The organism is Micromonospora sp. WMMD736 (assembly GCF_049179015.1).
GTDB lineage: Bacteria > Actinomycetota > Actinomycetes > Mycobacteriales > Micromonosporaceae > Micromonospora.
Genome location: NZ_JBMHMI010000001.1, coordinates 6032045 through 6054521 on the forward strand (window position 1 = coordinate 6032045; position 22477 = coordinate 6054521).

The 22477-nt window shown below is 71.6% G+C and carries 16 protein-coding genes; 11 read left to right on the plus strand and 5 right to left on the minus strand.

What is annotated here, in order from left to right; translation table 11 throughout:
* The first annotated feature begins 266 nt into the window (after positions 1-266).
* On the plus strand, positions 267-2033 hold the full coding sequence (gene rny, locus ACN269_RS27210) for a ribonuclease Y (protein WP_421475090.1): 1767 nt from the start codon (positions 267-269) through the stop codon (positions 2031-2033).
* Positions 2034-2094: 61 nt separating this feature from the next.
* On the opposite strand, the gene ACN269_RS27215 is transcribed toward rny, so the two are convergent.
* The 4 genes from ACN269_RS27215 to ACN269_RS27230 form a co-directional block, all read right to left on the minus strand.
* A complete protein-coding gene (locus tag ACN269_RS27215; RefSeq protein ID WP_421475091.1) occupies positions 2095-2967 on the minus strand; it encodes an amino acid ABC transporter permease in 873 nt (290 codons plus the stop codon).
* A 31-nt stretch (positions 2968-2998) separates the two neighbouring features.
* Positions 2999-3655 carry an amino acid ABC transporter permease gene (locus tag ACN269_RS27220; RefSeq protein ID WP_421475092.1) on the minus strand — a complete coding sequence of 219 codons (657 nt, stop codon included), beginning with the start codon at positions 3653-3655 and terminating at the stop codon, positions 2999-3001.
* Between the two features lie 81 nt (positions 3656-3736).
* Complete coding sequence (locus tag ACN269_RS27225; protein WP_421475093.1) at positions 3737-4672, minus strand: glutamate ABC transporter substrate-binding protein; 936 nt, start codon at positions 4670-4672, stop codon at positions 3737-3739.
* Between the two features lie 57 nt (positions 4673-4729).
* Positions 4730-5485 (minus strand): amino acid ABC transporter ATP-binding protein, encoded by a 756-nt coding sequence (locus tag ACN269_RS27230; RefSeq protein WP_421475094.1) that lies wholly within the window; start codon positions 5483-5485, stop codon positions 4730-4732.
* Between the two features lie 194 nt (positions 5486-5679).
* On the opposite strand from ACN269_RS27230, the gene selD reads away from it, so the two are divergent.
* Entirely contained in the window at positions 5680-6669 is a 990-nt protein-coding gene (selD, locus tag ACN269_RS27235; RefSeq protein WP_421475095.1) for a selenide, water dikinase SelD, read from the plus strand.
* A gap of 216 nt (positions 6670-6885) precedes the next feature.
* Positions 6886-7365: a hypothetical protein gene (locus ACN269_RS27240; RefSeq protein ID WP_421475096.1), complete on the plus strand. Its 480-nt coding sequence runs from the start codon at positions 6886-6888 to the stop codon at positions 7363-7365.
* A 90-nt stretch (positions 7366-7455) separates the two neighbouring features.
* Here the strand turns inward: ACN269_RS27240 and ACN269_RS27245 are convergent, their stop codons facing one another.
* Complete coding sequence (locus ACN269_RS27245) at positions 7456-7710, minus strand: DUF2277 family protein (RefSeq protein ID WP_421475097.1); 255 nt, start codon at positions 7708-7710, stop codon at positions 7456-7458.
* Positions 7711-7849: 139 nt separating this feature from the next.
* Between ACN269_RS27245 and ACN269_RS27250 the strand changes: the two genes are divergently transcribed.
* From ACN269_RS27250 to miaB, 8 genes are all read left to right on the plus strand, one after another.
* Positions 7850-8041, plus strand: coding sequence for a hypothetical protein (locus tag ACN269_RS27250; RefSeq protein WP_421475098.1), 192 nt, complete (start codon positions 7850-7852; stop codon positions 8039-8041).
* A 4-nt stretch (positions 8042-8045) separates the two neighbouring features.
* Positions 8046-10376: an FxsB family cyclophane-forming radical SAM/SPASM peptide maturase gene (locus ACN269_RS27255; RefSeq protein ID WP_421475099.1), complete on the plus strand. Its 2331-nt coding sequence runs from the start codon at positions 8046-8048 to the stop codon at positions 10374-10376.
* Complete coding sequence (locus ACN269_RS27260) at positions 10369-11181, plus strand: aminoglycoside N(3)-acetyltransferase (RefSeq protein ID WP_421475100.1); 813 nt, start codon at positions 10369-10371, stop codon at positions 11179-11181. Before ACN269_RS27255 ends, ACN269_RS27260 begins: the two co-directional genes overlap by 8 nt.
* A gap of 53 nt (positions 11182-11234) precedes the next feature.
* Positions 11235-11900: a TIR-like protein FxsC gene (locus tag ACN269_RS27265; protein ID WP_421475101.1), complete on the plus strand. Its 666-nt coding sequence runs from the start codon at positions 11235-11237 to the stop codon at positions 11898-11900.
* Complete coding sequence (locus tag ACN269_RS27270; protein WP_421475102.1) at positions 11897-13147, plus strand: TIR-like protein FxsC; 1251 nt, start codon at positions 11897-11899, stop codon at positions 13145-13147. Before ACN269_RS27265 ends, ACN269_RS27270 begins: the two co-directional genes overlap by 4 nt.
* Entirely contained in the window at positions 13137-17012 is a 3876-nt protein-coding gene (gene fxsT / locus ACN269_RS27275) for an FxSxx-COOH system tetratricopeptide repeat protein (RefSeq protein WP_421475103.1), read from the plus strand. The genes ACN269_RS27270 and fxsT (ACN269_RS27275) overlap by 11 nt, the downstream gene beginning before the upstream one ends.
* Before the next feature lie 30 nt (positions 17013-17042).
* Complete coding sequence (gene fxsT / locus ACN269_RS27280; RefSeq protein WP_421475104.1) at positions 17043-20891, plus strand: FxSxx-COOH system tetratricopeptide repeat protein; 3849 nt, start codon at positions 17043-17045, stop codon at positions 20889-20891.
* Positions 20892-20966: 75 nt separating this feature from the next.
* Positions 20967-22445 carry a tRNA (N6-isopentenyl adenosine(37)-C2)-methylthiotransferase MiaB gene (gene miaB, locus ACN269_RS27285; protein ID WP_421475105.1) on the plus strand — a complete coding sequence of 493 codons (1479 nt, stop codon included), beginning with the start codon at positions 20967-20969 and terminating at the stop codon, positions 22443-22445.
* Positions 22446-22477: the final 32 nt, after the last annotated feature.

Sequence of the window (22477 nt, forward strand, 5' to 3'; positions counted from 1 at the left end):
ACAGCATCACTTTGGCCGGCTCCACGGCCTTTGGCGGCAGTTCCGGACTGGCCGGTCCGGGACGCCGCGACAACTGCACCCGGTCGCCGACGATGCCTGAGGGCACCGCCGGCGGAGAGAGCTATCTACGGCCAGCCGCTCCGGTCGGGCGTCCACAGCCGCAGGAGTGTGCCCTGGGCACAGTCGCTGCGGTCATGACGTTCAGGGGAGGCGGCCATGGCGGGGCGGCGGCACAGGCGCACGGACGGACCTCGCGGGGTTCCGGCATGAACGCCCTCGACGTGGTGCTCCTCGCCGCCGTCCTGATCCTCGCCGTGGTCGTGGTCGCGGCGGTGCTGGTCGGCATCCGGACACTGCGGCGGATCGGCTCGACGCCCGCCCCGGAGGATCCCGCCTTCATCGCCGAGAAGGACCGTCAGCAGCAGTCCCTGGCCGCCCTGCGCGACGCGGCCGACCAGGCGAACAGCACGATCGACGTGGCGAAGTCCGCCGCCTCCGCGGCCCGCGCCGAAGCCGCGGCGGCCAAAGCCGAGGCGAAGGCGGCCCGGGCCGAGGCCCGCCGGGTGCTCGACGACGCCCGCGCCGAGGCGGACACCGTGCTGGAACGGGCGCACAAGCAGGCCGAGGCGGACGCCGAGCAGCTCCGCACGGCCGCGCGCCGCAGCGGTGAGCGGGAGGTCGCGGTGCTCGCCGCCACGACCCGCGAACAGGCCGCCGAGGTGGAGCGGCGGGCGGCCCGGATGGACGAGCGGGAGCGGCTGCACACCGAGGAGGTGGAGCGGTTCGCCGAGCGGGAGCGACAACTCACCGCGGCCGGTGCCGCCCTGGCCGCCCGCGAGTCCGCGCTCGCCCAGCGCGAGACCGAGCTGGCCGAGGCCGAGGAGTTGCGCCGCCGGGAGTTGGAGCGGGTGGCCGGCCTCACCGCCGAGTCCGCCCGGTTGGAGCTGATCGAGGCGATCGAGACGTCCGCCAAGCGGGAGGCGGCGCTCCTCGTCCGCGACATCGAGTCCGACGCGCGCAACACCGCCGAGCAGCGGGCCCGGCACATCGTGGTGGACGCGATCCAGCGGGTCGCCAGCGAGCAGACCGCGGAGAGCGTGGTCAGCGTCCTGCATCTGCCCGGGGACGAGATGAAGGGCCGCATCATCGGCCGCGAGGGCCGCAACATCCGTGCCTTCGAATCGGTCACCGGCGTCAACCTGATCATCGACGACACCCCCGAGGCGGTGCTGCTCTCCTGCTTCGACCCGGTGCGCCGCGAGGTCGGCCGGCTCACTCTCGAGAAGCTCGTGCTGGACGGGCGGATCCACCCGCACCGGATCGAGGAGGTCTACGACCTGGCCCGCCAGGAGGTGGAGCAGCTCTGTCTGCGCGCCGCCGAGGACGCCCTGGTCGAGGTGGGCATCACCGAGATCCATCCCGAGCTGGTGACCCTGCTGGGCCGGCTGCGCTACCGCACCTCGTACGGGCAGAACGTGCTCAAGCACCTGGTCGAGACCGCGCACATCGCCGGCATCATGGCCGCCGAACTGCGGCTCGACGTGCCCACCATCAAGCGGTCGGCGTTCCTGCACGACATCGGCAAGGCGCTCACCCACGAGGTCGAGGGCAGTCACGCCATCATCGGCGCCGACCTGGCCCGCAAGTACGGCGAGCACGAGGACGTGGTGCACGCCATCGAGGCGCACCACAACGAGGTGCCGCCGCAGACCATCGAGGCCGTCCTCACCCAGGCGTCGGACGCCTGCTCGGGCGGCCGGCCGGGGGCGCGGCGGGAGAGCCTCGAGGCGTACGTCAAGCGGCTGGAGCGGATCGAGGAGATCGCGGCCGGCAAGCTCGGCGTGGACAAGGTCTTCGCCATGCAGGCCGGCCGGGAGATCCGGGTGATGGTCAAGCCGGACGACGTCGACGACATCGGCGCGGCCGTGCTGGCCCGCGACGTGGCCAAGCAGATCGAGGAGGAGCTGACCTACCCGGGTCAGATCCGGGTCACCGTGGTCCGCGAGTCCCGGGTCACCGAGATCGCCCGCTGACCTGCGACACGCGACGGGCGGGTGGCCTCGGCCACCCGCCCGTCGTTCGTTCCGCTCCCGGTCACACCATGCGGGGGGCTTCCTCGCCGGTCTCCTGGGTGGGCAGCACCGCAGCGGCCGTTCGCCGGCTCCGGCCCATCCGCTTCTGCAACCACCAGGCCAGGATCGACAACGCGCCGCAGATGGCGATGTAGATCGTCGCGACGATCAGGTACGTCGGCACGTACGGCAGCCCGAACGGCAACCGGCCGCCGATCTGCTTACCGACGAACAGCAGCTCGGGGTACGTGATGATGAAGCCCAGCGCGGTGTCCTTGAGCAGCACGACGAGCTGGCTGACGATCGCCGGGAGCATCGACCGCACCGCCTGCGGCAGCAGGATCAGCCGCAGCACCTGGTTCTTGCGCATGCCGATCGCGTACGCGCCCTCGGTCTGCCCGTACGGCACCGCGTTGATGCCGGCCCGGAAGATCTCCGCGAGCACCGAGCCGTTGTAGAGCATCAGCCCGATGACCAGCGCCCACAGCTTGTCGATCGACCAGCCGTACTGCAGCGGCACGTAGTAGCCGAAGAAGATCAGGATCAGCAGGGGGATCGCCCGGAACAGCTCCACCACGAACGTCGACGGGGCCCGCAGGATCCACTTGTCGCTGAGCCGGCCGCTGGCGAAGATCGCGCCGAACAGCAGCGCCAGGACCGCGGCGATGCCGGCGGCCTTCAGCGTGGCCCACAGGCCGCCGAGCAGTTCGCGTTGCACCGAGGCGTACTGGAACTGCTCCCACTTGCGGGCCTCGAACTGGCCGGTGTCGGTGAACTTGTAGCCGATGTAGGCGACCAGCGCGATGATGCCGGCGGTGGCGACGACGCCCAGGATCGCGTTGCGCCGCTTGGCGCGGGGTCCGGGCAGGTCGTAGAGGACCGATGCCTGGCTCAACTCAGCCACCTCTCGTTCGCGACTGCGGGGCTCATCGGGCCACTCGCCACTTGCGCTCCAGGAACCGCTGCAACGCCACCAGCGGCAGGATCAGGATCAGGAAGCCGATGGTGATCCAGAGCAGGACGGCGAACTGCGGCTCGCCCCGCTCGGCCATGTACGCCGGGATCGCGCCGGCCTCCAGCACCGAGAAGCCGGCGGCGATCGTGGTGTTCTTCAGCATGGCGATGAAGACGCTGACCATCGGCGGGACCATCGCGCGCAGCGCCTGCGGCAGCACGATGAGCGTGAGCACCTGCCCGAAGGTCATGCCCAGGGCGCGGGCCGCCTCGGCCTGCCCGGCGGCCACCGTGTTGACGCCGGAGCGGATCACCTCGCAGACGAACGCCGAGGTGTAGACGGTCAGCGCGATGGCGGCGCTGGTGTCGTACTCGAAGTTGACGTCGAGCTTCGGCACCGCGAACACGAGGAACGCGAAGACCAACGTCAGCGGGGTGTTGCGCACCAGGTTGACGTACGTGGCGCCGAACGCGCGCAGCGCCGGTACGGGCGAGACCCGCATCGCGCCGAGCAGCGTGCCGAGGACGAGGCTGCCGACCGCGGCGATCAGGAAGAGTTTGACGGTGTTGGTGAACCCCTCGACGAACAGCTGCCCGTTGTCCGTCAGTACGCGGAAGAACTCGCCCATGCCTCGCTCTCAGTCCCTCTCCACGGGCGCCGGACGGGGACGAGCCCCGCCCGGCGCCGCTACTCGTGTCGAGCCGGTCGATCAGTAGCGCTCGACCTTCGGCGGGGTGCCCGCCGAGCCGGAGAGGCCGAGCGTGCCGTCGTAGATCTTCTGCCAGGTGCCGTTGGTGAAGGCGGCCTCGATCTGGTCGTTGACGTAGTCGCGCAGCGCCTTGTCGTCCTTCGGCAGGCCGATGCCGTACTTCTCGGTGCTGAACGGCTGGCCGACGACCTTGAGCCCCTCCGGGTCCTGCGCCGCGTAGCCCTTGAGGATCGCGTCGTCGGTGGTGACGGCGTCGACCTTCTTGTCCAGCAGCTGCGACACGCACTCCGAGTAGGTCTTGAACTCGACGATGTTGTTCGCCTCGGTCAGACCCTCGTCGCGGACCTTCTGGATCGGCGTCGAGCCGGTGGCCGAGCAAACCTTCTTGCCCTTGAGGGTGTCCTTGCCGGTGATCGACGACTCGTCCTTGCGGACCAGCAGGTCCTGACCGGCGACGAAGTACGGGCCGGCGAAGGAGATGTCGTTCTTGCGCTTGTCGGTGATCGAGTAGGTGCCGACGTAGTAGTCGACCTCACCACCCTTGATCGCGGTCTCCCGGTTGGCCGACGCGATCTCCTTGTACTGGATCTTCGCGGGGTCGATGCCGAGCGTGCTCGCGACGTACTGGGCGATCTCGATGTCGAAGCCGCACCGCTTGCCCTGGGCGTCCTTGTAGCCGAGGTTCGGCTGGTCGAACTTGACCCCGACGGAGACCGTGCCCGCCGCCTTGATCTTGTCGAAGGTGGGGCTGCCGGCGACGGCAGCGTCCGTCTTCGGGGTGAAGGTCGCGCCGGAGCTCTTGCAGGTGTCACCCTGGGCGGCGCCGGAGGCGTTTCCACCGGCACTCGGCGTCGGCTCACCCTCCTTGCCGCAGGCCGCGGCGGACAGGGCGAGGGAGGCCATCATGGCGACCGCCGCCACGCGCGTCATACGCATACTCTTCTCCTTCTTCGACGGAGCCCGCCCCTGTGCGGCGCGCTCCACTACGGACGCCTAGTGCGTGAGGATCTTGGAGAGGAAGTCCTTGGCCCGGTCGCTGCGCGGGTTCGCGAAGAACTCCGCGGGCGGGGCGTCCTCGACCAGTTGGCCGTCGGCCATGAAGATGACCCGGTTGGCGGCGTGCCGCGCGAAGCCCATCTCGTGGGTGACCACGACCATCGTCATGCCGTCACGCGCCAGCGACGTCATCACGTCCAGGACCTCGCCGACCATCTCCGGGTCGAGGGCGCTGGTGGGTTCGTCGAACAGCATCGCCTTGGGCTGCATGGCCAGCGCCCGGGCGATCGCCGCCCGCTGCTGCTGACCGCCGGAGAGCTGCGCCGGGAACTTGTCCGCCTGGTTGGCGATGCCGACCCGGTCGAGCAGGGCCAGACCGCGTTCGCGGGCCACCGCGGGCTTCTCCTTGCGGACCTTGATCGGCCCGAGGGTGACGTTCTCCAGGATGGTCTTGTGGGCGAAGAGGTTGAAGGACTGGAACACCATGCCCACCTCGCTGCGCAGCCGGGCGAGGGGCTTGCCCTCGGCGGGCAGCGGCTGACCGTCGAAGGTGATGGTGCCGGAGTTGATCGGTTCCAGTCTGTTGATGGCGCGGCACAGCGTCGACTTGCCGGAGCCGGACGGGCCGATGACCACGACCACCTCGCCCCGACCCACCGACAGCGAGACGTCGTCCAGCACGTGCAGCGGTCCGAACCACTTGTTGACCGCGTCCAGCACGATGAGCGGTTCGCCCGTCGTCACGTCGTCCACCGTCCCTGTCGTCTCCCCGGACCGGGGTCGGTCGACCCCTGGTTGGGCAACTGTAGGCGGCGTGATGTGGCAGAACGCAACCCAGTTGGTCACGGAGCGGTAACACCGGTCACGATCGTCGTCGGGGGTCCGGTTTCGGTCAGCGCTGGGCCGCGACGGTGGCGGTGGCACGGGGTTGCCGAGATCATGGGGGGATGACGGAACCCGTACGGCTGACCCGTTACGCGCGCGGCGGCGGCTGCGCCTGCAAGATCCCGCCGGGTGAGTTGGAGGCCATGGTGGCCGGTCTCGGCCCGGCCACCGGCACCGCCGAGCTGCTGGTCGGCCTGGACCACGGCGACGACGCCGCGGTGGTCCGCCTGGACGAGCGCACGGGCGTGGTCAGCACCGCGGACTTCTTCACCCCGGTCGTCGACGACGCGTACGACTGGGGGCGCATCGCCGCGGCCAACGCGTTGTCCGACGTGTACGCGATGGGCGGTACCCCGCTGGTGGCGCTGAACCTGCTCTGCTGGCCGCGGGACGTGCTGCCGCTGGAGTTGGCGCGGGAGGTGCTGCGCGGCGGCCAGGACGTGGCCCGGGAGGCAGGCTGTCACCTGGCCGGCGGGCACAGCGTGGACGACGACGGTCCGAAGTACGGCCTCGCGGTCACCGGCACCGTACGTCCCGAGGAGCTGATCACTCTGGACGCCGGCCGGGCCGGGATACCGCTGTCCCTGACCAAGCCGCTCGGCGTGGGCGTGCTCAACACCCGCCACAAGTCCACCGGCGAGAGCTTTCCGGAGGCGGTCGCCTCGATGAGTGCCCTGAACCGGGACGCGGCCCGCGCCGCGGTCGCCGCCGGCATCCGGTGCGGCACCGACGTGACCGGGTTCGGTCTGCTCGGTCACGCCTCGAAGCTGGCCCGCGCCAGCCGGCTGACGGTGGCCATCGACACGGCCCGGGTGCCGTACCTGGCGGGCGCGCGGGAGGCGCTGCGCGACGGGTACGTCAGTGGCGGCAGCCGGCGCAACCTGGAGTGGGTCACCCCGTGGACGGACTTCGGCGCGGCCGACGAGGGGGAGCGGCTGCTGCTGGCCGACGCGCAGACGTCCGGAGGTCTGCTGGTCGCGGGTGAGCTGCCGGGCGCACCGGTGGTGGGGGAGTTGCTGCCCCGCGGGGAGCACCTGGTCGTCCTGCGCTGACCGGTGGCGGGACACGCTGGCCCGGTGGTACCGGCCGGCGCACGATACCCGATAAACTGTCACCTTCCCGCTACTCCGAGCAATGCCGCTCAGGGAAATTTTGCCCGGAATGGTCACAGACCGGTAACTTGCCCCCGGCTGAGGTCATATGCCCCCCACCATCGTCAGTAAGGCCCGATCCGGAGGCCGGTGGGACGAACGCAGCGAGGAGGCGGAATGACCGAGCTGTGGAACTGGAGAATCGACCGGGTGCGACCCGTGGAGGTCTACCCGGCGCTGGCCGAGGCGCTCGGTCGGGTGGTGATGCCGCTGGCCGCGGCGGACCCGGCGCGGCTGCCGGCGTACGCAGTGGTGTGTGACGTCTGGCAGGCGCCGGGCGAGTTCCCGACGGTGATCGACTGTTACGGGGTGCCCGAGCGGCTCTCCGAGCACGCCAGCATCGCCGCGCTGGCCCGGCTGTTGGGCCGGGACTGCCTGCTGCGGGACGACACGCTCGACGCCAGCCGGCACCTGCTCGTCGCACCGGACGGCACGGTCCGCCCGGTGCACTTCGACGTCCGGGACACCGACGACGGCGAGGTGCTCAGCAAGCGGCGGCTCTGCTCGCTGGGCGACCCGGGCTGCCGGGGCTGGTCGCAGTGTCACCGCTCGCGCTGGGCGCCCGACACCGTCGCGCCGGTCCTCGCCGCGGCCTGACCACCAGCGGGAAGCTCGGGCGGCGCACGCCGAGCCGGCCGGAGGACGCGAGCCGAGGCGGTCGGCCGTTCAGCCGAGCCGGCCGGGGCGTCAGCCGCGCCCGCTGGCGGTGGCGGCCGGTCGATCGGCGGCGTTCGACCCACCCCGCACGACCAACTGGTCGAGCAGGGTGCGGGTGGCTTCGGTCACGGCGGCCACGGCGGCCTCGAACGCGGCGGCGTTGTGTGCCGCGGGCGCGCGGAAGCCGGAGATCTTCCGGACGTACTGCAACGCCGCCGCCTCGATGTCGGCGTCGGTCACCTGCGGGGTGAACGGCTCCCGCAACGTCTTGATGCTCCGGCACATGTGCGCTCCTTCACGTCTCGTGCGCTACTTGACCAACGATGACATCGTTGGGGCTGTTGCCTATTCTGGTGGCGCGTCAGGGCCCTCGGGCCGACCATCACACCTCTCGTGGCGTGCCCACGGGACCCGGAGACTCACTGTGGACCAGAAGCCCGCACCGCCCGCCGGTCGGAGTCCCGACCCGATCGCGTCGATCCTGAGGACTCGGCTCGACCAGGTCGCGACCGAGCACCCCGAGACGGTCGACGTGCTCCTGCGCCGCGTCCTACCTCCGGTCACCGGACCGGCGGAGACGACCGTGCCCGTCGCCGCGTTCAACTCGGCCATCTGACCCTATGACGGCTGGGCGAACCGCGCCGACTCGGCCCAGCGCCGCGATCGGCCAGTACGTCCTGAAGGTGCACAGCCGCTGTGACCTGAGCTGCGATCACTGCTACGTCTACGAGCACGCCGACCAGACCTGGCGGGGCCGACCGCGCGAGATGACGGCGGAGACGCTGGACGCGGCCGCGTCCCGGATAGCCGACCATGCCGGGGCGCACGGACTGCCGGTGGTCCACGTCGTGCTGCACGGCGGCGAACCCTTGCTGCTCGGTCCGGTGCGGATGCGGCGGATCCTCAGCGGGCTGCGGACGGCGATCGACCCGATCGTCCCGCTCGATCTGCGGTTGCAGACCAACGGCGTCCAGCTCGATGCGGCATTCTGCGACCTCTTCGTCGAGTACGACGTCAAGGTGGGGGTCTCCCTGGATGGTGACCGCGTCGCCAACGACCGGCACCGTCGTTTCGCCAACGGCGCCAGCAGCCACGATCCGGTCCGGCGAGCCCTTGCCCTGCTCCGACGCCCGGAATACCGCGCCTGCTACGCCGGCATCCTCTGCACGGTCGACGTGGCCAACGACCCGGAGGCGGTCTACGCCGCGCTGCTCGCCGAGGAGCCACCCCGGATCGACCTGCTCCTACCGCACCACACGTGGGACCATCCGCCGCCCCGGCCCGGCGGCGTCCCGACCCCCTACGCCGACTGGCTGGGCCGGATCTACCGGCGGTGGGTCGACGACGGTCGTCCGGTGTCGATCCGTCTGTTCGAGGCGTTGCTTCCGGGCGGGACGACCGCGGGTACCGAGGCGGTCGGCCTCCTGCCGGCGGACCTGGTGGTGGTCGAGACCGACGGCGCCTGGGAGCAGGCGGATTCGCTCAAGGTGGCGTACGACGGCGCCGCCGCCACCGACCTGAATGTCTTCGACCACACGGTGGACGACGCGGCGCGGCATCCCGGTGTGGCCGTGCGGCAGACGGGGTTGGCGGGCCTCTCGGCGATCTGCCGATCGTGCCCGGTGGTCGCCCGCTGCGGCGGCGGCCTGTACGCGCACCGCTACCGGACCGGGGCCGGCTTCGACAACCCGTCGGTCTACTGTGCCGATCTCCGAAAGTTGATCTCTACGATGGACGAGCACCCGGCCGGACCCGCGTTGGCGTCGCCCGACACGCAGTGGATGCTGGACGACCTCGCCAGCGGCCACGGTGGCCCGGAGTCCATCGAGTTCCTGGTGAACTCCCAGCTGGCCATCGACCGCGCGCTGCTCGCCGCCGTCCGGGAGGTGTCCAGCCCCGGCCCCGGATGGGACCTCCTCGTCCACCTGGACGCCGCAGCGCCGGAGACGGCCCGCACCGTGCTGACACATCCGTTTCTCCGCCCCCGCATGATGCGGCTGCTGCGACACGATGCCGGGTCATCCGTGCCCCGTTCCCCCGAACCGGACCCGTTCGCCCCGATCGCCGCGGCGATCGCCGTCCGTGGGGGGATCGCCGCCGACGTGCGACTCCCCGTCGTCGGTGGCCAGGTCTTCCTGCCCACGGTGGGCGCGTTCCGGCTGCCGTCGACGGGAATGGAGGCGGTGGTGCTCACCGCCCGTGCCGGCGGCTTCCGGCTGCTCGCCGGGTCCGAAACGTACGACGTGAGCCTGGATGAGCCAGGCACCTGGCCCTCGGGTTGGCGGCCGACCCGGCGAAGCGGACTGCCCGGCCACGGGCTGATCATCGAGGACCTCGACCCGGCAAGGGACTGTTACGGGCAGCCGGTGCGGGAGCGCCTGGCGGAGCAGCCGGCGGTCGCTCTGGCCCAGACGGTCACCGAGGCATGGCGGCTCGTCGAACGGGACGTCCCCCACCACGCGGAGGGGATGAGCCGAGGAATGCGAGCGATCGTTCCGCTGGACCCCTCACCCACGACCGCGTTGAGCAGTGCCACCGCCCGTGACGCCTTCGGAGCCGTGGCGGCGGGACCGGTGGCCGTCCCCGAGGCGCTCGCGGTGCTGCTCGTGCACGAGTGGCAGCACTCCAAGCTCGGGGCGGTGCTGGACCTGTACGACCTGGTCGAACCAGGATCGCCCGTACGGTTGCCGGTGGGCTGGCGCCCCGATCCACGGCCGGCGGAGGCGGTGCTCCAGGGCGCGTATGCGCATCTGGCGGTGGCCGAGGTGTGGCACGCCCGCGTCGTCGCCGACGGACCCACCGATCCGATGGCCGCCACTCACGCCGACCGTTTCCGCGACTGGACGGGCCAGGCACTCGACGCGTTGGCGGCGAGCGGCTCGCTGACCGAAGCCGGTGAGCGCTTCGTGGCGACCATGGGGCGGGGGCTGGCGGAGCTGGTTCGTGGCTGAGTCGCCGACGCCCCCGCTCGACGTCGGCACCGTCGCCGCCGACCTGCGTGCGGTGGGCCTCGCCGCCGGGCAGGACGTCCTGGTGCACTCGTCGCTGCGCCGGGTGGGCCCACTGGCGAAGGGGGCGGAGACCCTGGCCGAGGCGCTGCACGCGGTGCTCGGCCCGGAGGGCACGCTCGTCGTACCGACACACAACGCGGGCAACTCGACGACCTCGCGTACGTGGCACGAGGCGACCCGGGGAATGAGCGCCGACGAGCGGCTGCGGTACGAGGCGACCATGCCGGGCTGGGACCGGGGGCGCACGCCCGCGCAGGGCGTCGGCACGTTCGCCGAGTACGTGCGTCTCCTGCCGGGAGCCGTCCGCAGTGCACATCCGCAGACCTCGTTCGCCGCGGTCGGCCGCCGGGCGGACCTGTTGACCGCCGACCATGTCCTGCACTCCCACCTGGGGCAGCGGTCCCCGGTGGGTCGGATGTACGACACCGGGGGCCACGTGCTGCTCCTCGGGGTCGGGTACGACGCGTGCAGCGCTCTGCACCTCGCCGAATACCGGCTGCCGAACGTTCCGACCCAGGCCTACCGCTGTTACCGTCAGGTGGGCGGGAGGCGACTGCGCTGCGACTTCGTCGCACCGGAGTTGGACGACAGCGACTTCGGCGCCCTCGGCGCGTGCCTGGACGACGAGCCGTTCGTGCGTCGTGGCACGGTCGGGCGGGCGGTCGCCCGATTGCTGCCCATACCCCCCACAGTGGACTTCGCCGTAAAGTGGTTCGTCAGCAACCGGATCAGCCCGCGCCATTGACGAACGCCTTACGCTGAGATCCCGGTCGCTTTCCGGACGGCGGAGGAACGACGGTGAGCGAAGCGGTATCGGTCGTTGACTCGCAGTCCCCGCTGTTCTTCTTGAGCTATTCCCGTCCGACGGTCCGGCGGGCCGGCAACAATCCCCAGGAGTACGTCTACCGATTCTTCGACGACCTCTCCACCCACGTCAGTGAGCTGGTCGGGCTGCCGACCGGGGTTGATCCCGGCTTCATGGACAGCACGCTCTCCGGCGGTGAGCGATGGACCCCCGAACTGCTGAACGCGGCCGGCACCTGCCAGGTTTTCATCCCGTTGGTGTCCAGCTCTTTCCTCAGCAGCGCATGGTGTGCGATGGAGTGGCACGCCTTCGCGCGACGCCGGATCGAACCGCGTAGTCCGGGCGTCTCCGCGCACGAGACGGCGATCGTGCCCGTCAACTGGTCACCGACCGCCGAGGCGTCACTGCCGCCGAGTATCCGTGCCATCCAACGGTTCTCACCGACCGCGATACCGGACGACAACACCGTTGCGCGCCTGTACGAGCAGGAGGGGGTCTACGGATTGCTGACCATGCAGATGGAGCAGGCGTACCGCGCGGTGGTGTGGCGTCTCGCCCAGCGGGTGGTGGCGATCCATCGGGCCTACCGGGTACACCCGATGGTGCCCAAGGGCGTCGACGAGTTGCGCACGCTCTTCGACGAGGAGGCCGCCGTATGATGCCGCGCACCGCCGCCGGGACGGCGCCGACGCGTGAGACCTACTTCTTCCTGAGCTACGCGCATTCCGCGCCGATGCAGAGCGCCCGCACCGACACCGACGTCTGGGTCGGTCGGTTCTTCGCCGACCTGTCGGGCGAGGTGGGTCGCCTGGCGGCGCCACGGCCCGGTGTGGAGATCGGTTTCATCGACCAGCACATACCCCCGGGCGCCGACGTGAAGGCGGCCCTGGCGGGTGCCCTGGGCGCGGCCCAGGTGTTCGTGCCGCTCTACTCGCCGGGCTACTTCAACCGGCCGTGGGCGTTGGGCGAGCAGGAGTCCTTCCTCGCCCGGTTGGGCACCGTCGCGGACGCGGAACCGGTGCCCCCCGTCGTGCCGGCCGAACACGTCGTGCCGGTCCTCTGGATCCCGGTTCCCAGTTGGGACAACCATCCCGAACTCGGTGGCGCGCTGGACCTGGGACGGGACGTCCCCGCGTACGCCGAGAACGGCATGCGCGCGCTCTGCATGCTTGGCGCCTACCGGGAGCAGTATCAGCTTCTGCTCCGACGCCTGGCGCGGCGGATCGTGGAGCCCACCCGACGGTTCTGGCTGCGCCCATCCCGGGCGCCGGCGCTGGACGAGGTCTCGCGGCAGACCTCGGCCGACCCGGCGTTCGTGGTCGCGGTGCTGGCGCCCACGCGGGACCAGCCGCCGGAGGGACGGGAGGCGTCCTCGTACGCCGACCGCAGCCGGCTGTGGCGTCCGTTCGGGGCACGACAGGAACTTCCCCTGGCCGACTACGCCGCGAGCACCGCCGAGCGACTCGGTCTGCCGGCGCGTACCACCGACTTCGCCGACGCCGAGGACCTGCTCGAGGTCCGTCCCGGCCTGATCCTGATCGATCCGTGGATCACCCAGCGTCCCGGCGGCGTGGCCACCCTGCGCGCTGCGGCGCGGGCGCTTCCGCCGTGGGCGGTGCCGCTGCTGGTGACCGACGCCGACGAGCCGCGCGACGCGCACCGCGGCGCGGACCTGGCGCGGCTGGCGCTGGGCGTGTTGCAGGACGCCGGCGTACCGCGGCCCCGGTGGGTCGGCCGGATGGACGAGTTCGCCGGACTGGTACCGGCAGTGGTGACCGAGGCCCGACGGCTGTACCTGAAGCACGGCGCGGTGTTCCCGGCAGCGGTGCCCAGCACCCGGCCACCCAGCCTGCGCACCTCGGTCTCGTCATCGTTCGAAGCCCCGGAGATGCCCGATGAGCAATGAGCGCGACGGTCAGATAGTCACCTTCTACTCGTTCAAGGGCGGAACGGGCCGGACGATGGCGCTGGCCAACGTCGCGTGGATCCTGGCTGCCAACGGCAAGCGCGTGCTGGTCACCGACTGGGACCTGGAATCGCCCGGCCTGCACCGCTTCTTCCACCCGTTCCTCGACGTGGCCGCGGTCGGCAGCACCGGCGGGGTCATCGACCTCATCCACGACTACGAGTCGGAGACGATGCGCAACGCGGAACGGCCGGAGGGCTGGGTCGAGCAGTACGCCCGGGTCAACCGGTACGCGTTCTCGCTGGGTTGGGAGTTCCCGGGCGCTGGCGGGTTGGACTTCCTCTCCGCCGGTCGGCAGAACAGCGACTACGCCGTCTCGGTGAGCGGCCTGGACTGGGACACCTTCTACCACCGGCTGGGCGGCGAACGGTTCCTGGAGGCGTTGCGCGCGGACATGAAGCGCGAGTACGACTACACCCTGATCGACAGCCGGACCGGGCTCAGCGACGTCGCCGACATCTGCACACTGCACCTGCCGGACGTCCTGGTCGACTGCTTCACCCTCAGTGACCAGGGCATCGAGGGTGCCGCTCAGGTCGCACGCGCCGTCGCCGACCACTATCCGCGCCGCGATATCCGGATCCTGCCGGTGCCGATGCGGGTGGACCAGGCGGAGAAGGAGAAGGCCGACGCCGGGCGGGCGCTTGCGATGCGCCGCTTCGCCGGGCTCCCCACCGGCATGACGGAGGCGGACCGCCGACGCTACTGGGCGGCGGTGGAGGTGCCATACCGGCCGTTCTACGCGTACGAGGAGACGCTGGCGACGTTCGGCGACGGGCCCGGCTCGCCTACCTCGCTGCTGGCGGCGTTCGAAACGCTGACGGCGGAGCTGACCGACGGGGCGGTACGCGCGATGCCGCCCATGGACGAGTCGGTGCGCGAGCGGGAGAAGGCGCGCTTCCGGCGCCGCCACGAACTCCCCGACGATGACCTCATGCTCCGCTACGCCCCGGAGGACGCGGTCTGGGCGGAATGGATCGAGCGGGTGCTCAGCTCCGCCGGCGTGCGGGTCGTCGACTGGACCCAGCCGGCCGAGCCCGCCGTCCCGCCACCGGCCCGTACGTTGACCATCCTCTCCTCCGCCTACGTGGCCCTGCCTCCCGCCGCGTTGCCCCCGCGGGACCCGGCCGCCGGCACCACCCCGCTGGCGGTCTACGTGAGCGACCTGCGGCCGCTCGCGGAGTTCGCGGTGGCCTCCTCCACCCATCTGGTCAACGTCAGCGCGGCGACCGCGGCGGAGCGACTGCTCCGGCTGGTGGACCGGCCACCCCCGTTGCGCACCGACGGTCCGGGCGATGCCGGCCTGCGCTTTCCGGCCGCCGAGCCGGCCGTCTTCGAGGCCCCGAACCGCAACGCGCGGTTCACCGGCCGAGAAGGTGAGCTGGCCATCCTGCGCCGGCACCTGACCGGCGGCGGGGCTGCCGCCGTGCCGGTCGCTCTGCAGGGGATGGGTGGTGTCGGCAAGACCGAACTCGCCCTGGAGTACGTGCACCGGTTCAAGTCCGCGTACGACGTGGTCTGGTGGATCACCGTCGGCGCGACGGACTCGGCCGGCGCGGACGTGGAGAACTCGCTGGCGGCCTTCGCCACGCGGCTCGGCGTCGGTGGCCATCCGAACCGGGTGGACGACGTGCACGCGATCCTGGACGCGCTCGGGCGGGGTGAGGCCCGGCGATGGCTGCTGGTGATCGACAACGCGGAGGAGGTCGACCTGGTCGAACGCTTCCTGCCGCGCGGCGGCGGGCACGTGCTGCTCACCTCCCGCAACCCCGCCTGGGGGGACCGGGCCACCCCGATCCAGGTCGATGTCTTCGCCCGCGCGGAGAGCGTCGTCCACCTGCGACGCCGGGTACCCTCCCTCACCGACGAGGAGGCGGATCGGATCGCCGACGCGCTCGGAGACCTGGCAGTCGCGGTAGCCGCCGCGGGCGCGTACCTGGCGGACGCCGGCACCTCGGTCGACGCGTACCTGGAGCAGATCGAGCGGCACGGTCCCAGCGCGCTGTCCGTGGAGGCCACCTGGGATCTCTCCCTGGCGCGACTGCGCACGCAGTCGCCGGCGGCCTATCGGCTGTTGCAGCTCTGCTCCGTGCTGGCCTCGGAGATCGACCTGGATCTGCTGCACAGCGACGAGATGGCTCAGGCGTTGGCGCCCTTCGACTCGTCGGTCTCCGAACGTCTGGTCCGTGGGGCGCTGGTCCAGCGGATCAACCGGTCGGCCCTGCTCACCATGGACATGCCGAAGCGGCGGGTGCTGGTGCACCGTCTGCTCCAGGCGGTTGTCCGGGAGGGGATGACCGCGGACGAGGTCGCCGAAACCCGGCACGAGGTCCACCTGGTGCTGGCGGCGTCCCGGCCCCGCGGCGACGCCGACGATCCGCAGACCTGGGACCGGTTCCGGACGCTCTGGCCGCACATCGAGGCGTCCGGCGCCGTGCGCTGCCACGACGAGTCGGCCCGGGAACTGATGATCGACCGGGTGCGGTATCTCTGGCGTCAGGGTGAGCTCGACCTGGCGAACGCGTTCGCTGAAGAGGTCGACGCGGTGTGGTCGCAGCGACTGAACCGCCTCTACGGCACCGACGAGTTGGCCACCCTACGTCGACAGGTGCTGCACCTGCGCTTCAACCGGGCGAACGTGCTGCGGGCACTCGCCCGCTACGACGAGGCGCTCGCCCTGGACGAGCAGGTCCTCGACGAGCAGCGGGCGCTGCTGGGCGACCGGCACCCGCAGACCCTGATGACCGCCGGCAGCCTGGGCGCCGACCTACGGGCTCTTGGCCGGTACGCCAAGGCGATCGAACGTGATCGGGAAACGTACGACGCCTGGCGCGAGGAACTCGGCGAGGAGCATCCGCGTACGCTCTCCGCGGCCAACAACCTCGCCCACTCCTACCGCCTGGTGGGTGACTTCCGATCGGCGCGGGTTCGGGACGAGGCCGTGCTCCAGCTCCGCCGGGCGGTGCAGGGGGCGGAGAATCCGTACACCCTGCACTCGGCCGCGCAGCTGGCACGGGACCTGCGGGAGGCCGGCGAGTACGACAAGTCCGTCGTGTTGTTGCGTACCGTGCACCACCAGTTGGCCAACCTCAAGGAGATCGGCAGCGAGGCAGGGGACACCCTGAACGCCCAGGTCAGCCTCGCCGTGTCGCTGCGCAGCGCGGGCCACGCGACGGAGGCGGCCGGGCTCCTCGACGCGGCGTACCCGGTGCTGGAGGAGAAGTTCGGACGGAACAACCCGGAAACCCTGATCTGCCGTGCCGCCCTGGTGGCCAATCTGCTGGCGCTGGGCGAGACCGCTCGCGCGGTGACCGAGGCGGAGCAGGTGGCGAGGATCTACGAGCAATGGCTGGGGGTCCTGCACCCGCACACGCTGGGCGCCCTGAGCAACCTCGCGGCGGCGCAGCGGGCCGTGGGCCGGGTGGCTGAGGCGCGCGCGACGGCCGAACGGGCGGCCACCGCGCTGCGTGAGGTGCTCGGCCCGGACCACCCGCACACCCTCGCCGCGGAGGAGAACCTCGGCATCTGCCTCGCCGAGGAGGGGGACCGGCACGGCGCGTCCGAACGCCTCCGTGCTGTCGCCGACCGCTGGGCGGCCACCTCCGGTCCGCGCCACCCGGACGCTCTGCGCTGCCTGGCGAACCTGGCGCTCGTCGCGCGCGAGAGCGGCGGCGACCGGCCCTCCGCGACGATCACCACGCAGGTGGTGGAACTGGGCGGGGTGGTCGCGGCCGAACACCCGAGCGTGCGGGCGTTGCGGGAAGGGCGGTTGGTCGCCCGGATCGTCGATCCCCACCCCTTCTGACCGACGCGACGTCGGGATCGGAGAGACGTCATGGAGACCGACCGCGAAGGGCAGGTCGTCACCTTCTACTCGTACAAGGGTGGGACGGGTCGGACGATGGCGCTGGCCAACGTGGCCTGGATCCTCGCGGCCAGCGGCCGGCGGGTGCTCGTCGCCGACTGGGACCTCGAATCACCCGGCCTGCACCGCTTCTTCCACCCCTTCCTCGACGCCGGGACGATCGGGGACGCCAGCGGCGTGATCGACATGATCCACGAATTCGAGAGGGAGACCTCCCGCGTCGGCGACCGGTCGGAGCAGTCCGTCCGGGTCGGCCGCCACGCGCTCCCGCTGCGGTGGAACTTCCCGGACGGCGGCGGCCTCGACTTCCTCTCCGCCGGCCGGCGCAACAGCGACCAGGCCGTGTCGGTGAGCGGGCTGGACTGGGACAACTTCTACAACCGGCTGGGCGGGGCGCAGTTCTTCGAGGCGCTGCGGGCGGACATGAAGCGGCGGTACGACTTCACCCTGATCGACAGCCGAGCGGGGCTCAGCGACGTCGCGGGCATCTGCACCCTGCACCTGCCGGACACCCTGGTCACCTGCTTCACCCTCAGCGACCAGGGCATCGACGGTGCGGCCGGGGTCGCCCACCTGGTGCGGGACCGCTCGCGGCAGCGCGACATCCGGGTCCTGCCGGTGCCGATGCGGGTCGACCAGGCCGAGAAGGAGCAGGCCGAGGCGGGTCGGCTGCTGGCCGTACGCCGGTTCGCCGGTCTGCCGACCGGCATGACCGAGGCGCAGCGGCGCCGGTACTGGGCCGAGGTGGAGGTCCCCTACCGGCCGTACTACGCGTTCGAGGAGAAACTGGCGACGTTCGTCGATCCGCCCGGCTCGCCGACGTCGCTGCTGTCCGCGTTCGAGACGTTGACCGGGATCCTCACCGACGGCGCGGTGACCGCGCTGCCGGTGATGGACGAGGCGGTACGTGAGCGGATCAAGGTCCGCTACCACCGGGGTAGCGAGACGTTCGACAGTCGGATCCTGCTCCGCTGCGCCCCGGAGGACGCCATCTGGGCCGAGTGGCTGGAACGGGTGCTCAGCTCGGCGGGTGTGCAGGTGGTGGACCCGGCGTCGGCCGCCGGCACGCCCGCCCCGCGCACGCTGACGGTGGTCTCGCCGGCCTACGTGGCGACGCTGCCCCGCGCCCGGCCGGCCCGCGACACCAGCACCGGCTCCACCGCCCTCGCCGTGTACGTCGCCGACCTGCGCCCACTGGCGGAGTTCCCGGCCCACACCACGACCACCCTGGTCGACGTGAGCGCCGCGACGGCCGTGCAGCGGGTGCTGCGCCTGGTCGGCCGGCCGGTGCCCTCGCCCAGGGACGGCCCGGCGGACGGTGGCGCCCGCTATCCCGGGAACGAGCCGCTGATCTTCCATGCGCCCAACCGCAACGCCCGGTTCACCGGACGCGAGGAGTACCTGACGCAACTGCGCGCGCGGTTGCGCGGCGAAGGCAGCGCGGTGGTGCTGCCGGTCGCGTTGCAGGGTATGGGCGGCGTCGGCAAGACGCAGGTCGCGCTGGAGTACGTGCACCGGTTCAAGGCCGCCTACGACGTCGTCTGGTGGATCGTCGCGGACCCACCGCAGTTCATCGACACCGCCCTGGCCGACCTGGCGACCCGGCTCGGCATCGCCGCCGGTCCCACCCTGCCCGACACCGTCCGCGCGGTGTTCCAGGCGCTGGGCCGGGGCGAGCCCTTCGAGCGGTGGCTCGTCGTGTTCGACGACGCCGGGCATCTCGACCAGATCGAGCCCTTCCTGCCCCGGGGGCCCGGGCACGTCCTGCTGACCTCCCGCGACCGCGCCTGGGGTGACCGGGCGCACCCGATCCAGGTCGACGTCTTCGACCGGACGGAGAGCGTCGCCCACCTCGTCCAGCGCGTGCCCACGATCAGCACGCAGGAGGCCGACCGGGTGGCGGAGGCGCTCGGCGACCTGCCGATCGCGGTGGCCGCCGCGGGCGCGTGGCTCGCCGACACCGGGACCGCGGTCGCCAACTACCTGCGACAGATCGAGCGGCACGGCCCCGAGGTGCTCTCCGTGGAGGCCACCTGGGACCTGTCGCTGAACCGGCTGCACGAGCAGGCACCCGCCGCCTACCGACTGTTGCAGCTCTGCTCGGTGCTGGCTCCGGAGATCGCCCTCGACCTGATCTACAGCGACGAGATGGCGGCTGCCCTCGTGCCGTTCGACCCGTCGGTGTCGGAACGGCTCATGCGCGGCGCCCTGGTCCAGCAGGTCAACCGGCTGGCGCTGCTCAAACTGGACGTTCAGGGCGGTCGGATCCAGGTGCACCGGCTGTTGCAGGCGGTGGTCCGGGAGCGGATGACCGACGACGAGATCGCCACGGCCCAGCACCAGGTGCACCTGGTGCTGGCCGCCTCCCGACCGCCCGGCGACGTGGACGATCCGGCCACCTGGCCCCGGCTGCGCATGCTCTGGCCGCACCTGGCGGTCTCCGAGGCGGTGACCTGCCCCGACGAGGCGGTGCGCCAGCTGCTGATCGACCGCGTCCGCTACCTGTGGCAGCGCGGCGGCCTCGAGCAGGCCGACGCGTTCAGCCAACAGGTGGACGACACCTGGTCGGCGCGGCTGCGGGACCTCGATGAGGAGGGTGCCGCAGCGGCGCTGGGCCGACAGCTGCTGCACCTGCGGTTCAACCGGGCGAACATCCTGCGCAGCCTGGGCCGGTTCGTCGAGGCCCGCGACCTGAACGAGGCGGTGCTGGCCGAGCAGCTGAGGCTGCTGGGTCCGTCGCACCCGCACACTCTGTTGACCGTCGGGGGTCTCGCCGCCGACCTGCGCGCGCTGGGCCGCTACGCCGAGGCGCTGGAACGGGACCGGTCCACCTACGCCTCCTGGCTCCAGGTGTTCGGCGAGGACCATCCCCGGACGTTGGGCGCGGCCAACGACCTCGCCGTCTCGTACCGGCTGGTCGGCGACCACCGGTCGGCCCGCCGGTGGGACGAGGAGGTGCACGAGCGGAAGCGACTGGTGCTCGGCCCCACCCACCCGGCCACGCTGGTCTCCGCCGTGCACCTGGGTAGCGATCTGCGCGAGGCCGGCGAGTACGAGAAGTCGGCCGCCCTGCTGCGCACCGTCCACGCCGCGTCCTGCGAGGTGCTGGGGCCCGACGACGGCGTCTCCGTCACTGCGCAGGTCAACCTGGCGGTCTCGCTGGGCAGCGCCGGTCGGGCCGGTGCGGCCGCGCCGATGTTCGAGGCCGCCCACTTCAGGCTCGACGAGGGCTTCGGGCCGGTCAACCCGGGCACGCTGGCATGCCGGTCGAGCCGGGCGGGGAACCTGCTGGCCCTCGGCGATGCGGGACGGGCGCTGACCGAGCTGACCGCAGTCGTCCGGGCGTACGAGACGGACCTGCGCCTCGGCGCCGAGCACCCGCACGTCCTGGTGACGTTGAGCAACCTCTCCGTCGCCGAACGTGCGGTCGGTCGCCGGTCGCCGGCGCTCGCGTCGGCGGTGCGGGCGGCCGGCGGACTGCGCGAGGTGCTCGGCCCCGATCATCCGCACACCCTGGCGGCGGAGGTGAACCGGGCGGTGTGCCTCGCCGAGGAGGGCGAGTGGGAGCGGGCGCGGGAGCGGCTGCGGGAAACGGCTGACCGGTTGTCACTGGTGCTCGGCGCGGATCACCCCGACACGCTGCGCTGCCTCGGTGATCTCGCGCTGGTGTCGAGCCAGGTGGGCGCCGACGCCCCCGCCGGGGACGTGAGCGCGGTGGCCGACCGGCTGGCCGTGGTGATCGGCGAGGAGCATCCCAGCGTGCGGACCCTGCGGGAGCGGCGGTTGGTCGTCCGGATGATCGATCCGCACCTGCTCTGATCGGGCGGGCGGCACGGCGAGGCCCCCGTACCCTGCCGCTACTCTGGTAGCCCGAGGGGAAGGGGCACCAAGAGGGTGGCTAGGACCTACAACGTCGTGACGTACGGCTGCCAGATGAACGTGCACGACTCCGAGCGCATCTCCGGCCTGCTCGAACAGGCCGGCTACGTCCGCGCCCCCCAGGCCGACGAGACCCCGGACATCGTCGTCTTCAACACTTGCGCGGTGCGGGAGAACGCCGACAACCGCCTCTACGGCAACCTCGGTCGTCTGCGCCCGGTGAAGGACAAGCACCCGGGGATGCAGATCGCGGTGGGCGGCTGCCTGGCCCAGAAGGACCGCGGCGAGATCGTCCGCAAGGCGCCCTGGGTGGACGTGGTCTTCGGCACGCACAACATCGGCGCGCTTCCGGTCCTGCTGGAACGGGCCCGGCACAACGCCGCCGCCGAGGTGGAGATCCTGGAGTCGCTGGACGTCTTCCCGTCCACGCTGCCGACCCGCCGCGAGTCCACCTACGCCGGCTGGGTCTCGATCTCGGTGGGCTGCAACAACACCTGCACGTTCTGCATCGTGCCCGCCCTGCGCGGCAAGGAGAAGGACCGGCGCCCCGGCGACATCCTCTCCGAGGTGCGCGCGCTCGTCGACGAGGGCGTGCTGGAGGTGACGCTGCTCGGGCAGAACGTCAACTCGTACGGCGTCGAGTTCGGCGACCGGTACGCGTTCGGCAAGCTGCTGCGCGCGACCGGTGAGATCGACGGCCTGGAGCGGGTCCGGTTCACCAGCCCGCACCCGAAGGACTTCACCGACGACGTGATCGCCGCGATGGCCGAGACCCCGAACGTCTGCCACTCGCTGCACATGCCGTTGCAGTCCGGCTCCGACGACGTGCTGAAGGCGATGCGCCGGTCGTACCGCTCCGAGCGGTACCTGGGAATCATCGAGAAGGTCCGGGCGGCGATGCCGGACGCGGCGATCACCACCGACATCATCGTCGGTTTCCCGGGCGAGACCGAGGCCGACTTCCAGCGCACGCTGGACGTGGTGCGCGAGGCCCGCTTCTCGTCGGCCTTCACCTTCCAGTACTCCAAGCGCCCCGGCACGCCCGCCGCGACCATGGACGGCCAACTGCCCAAGCAGGTCGTGCAGGAGCGCTACGAGCGGCTGATCGCCACCGTCGAGGAGATCACCTGGGCGGAGAACAAGCGCCTCGTGGGGGAGACCGTCGAGGTGCTGGTCGCGGTCGGCGAGGGCCGCAAGGACGACCGGACCGGGCGGCTGTCCGGCCGGGCCCGTGACGGACGTCTCGTGCACTTCGACGCCGGCAGCTTCGCGGGGGCGATCCGCCCCGGCGACATCGTGCACACCGAGATCACGTACGCCGCGCCGCACCACCTCAACGCCGACGGCGCGCCCCGGTCGCACCGCCGTACCCGGGCCGGTGACGCCGCCGAGGCCGGCCGCTCCCCGCGTACCCCCGGGGTGTTGCTTGGCCTGCCCACGGTCGGTGCCCCGGCCGCGACGCCCGCGCCGACGACCGGCTGCGCCGCGCACTGACCCCGGTCGGGGCCCGCCGGCCCGGCGGACCC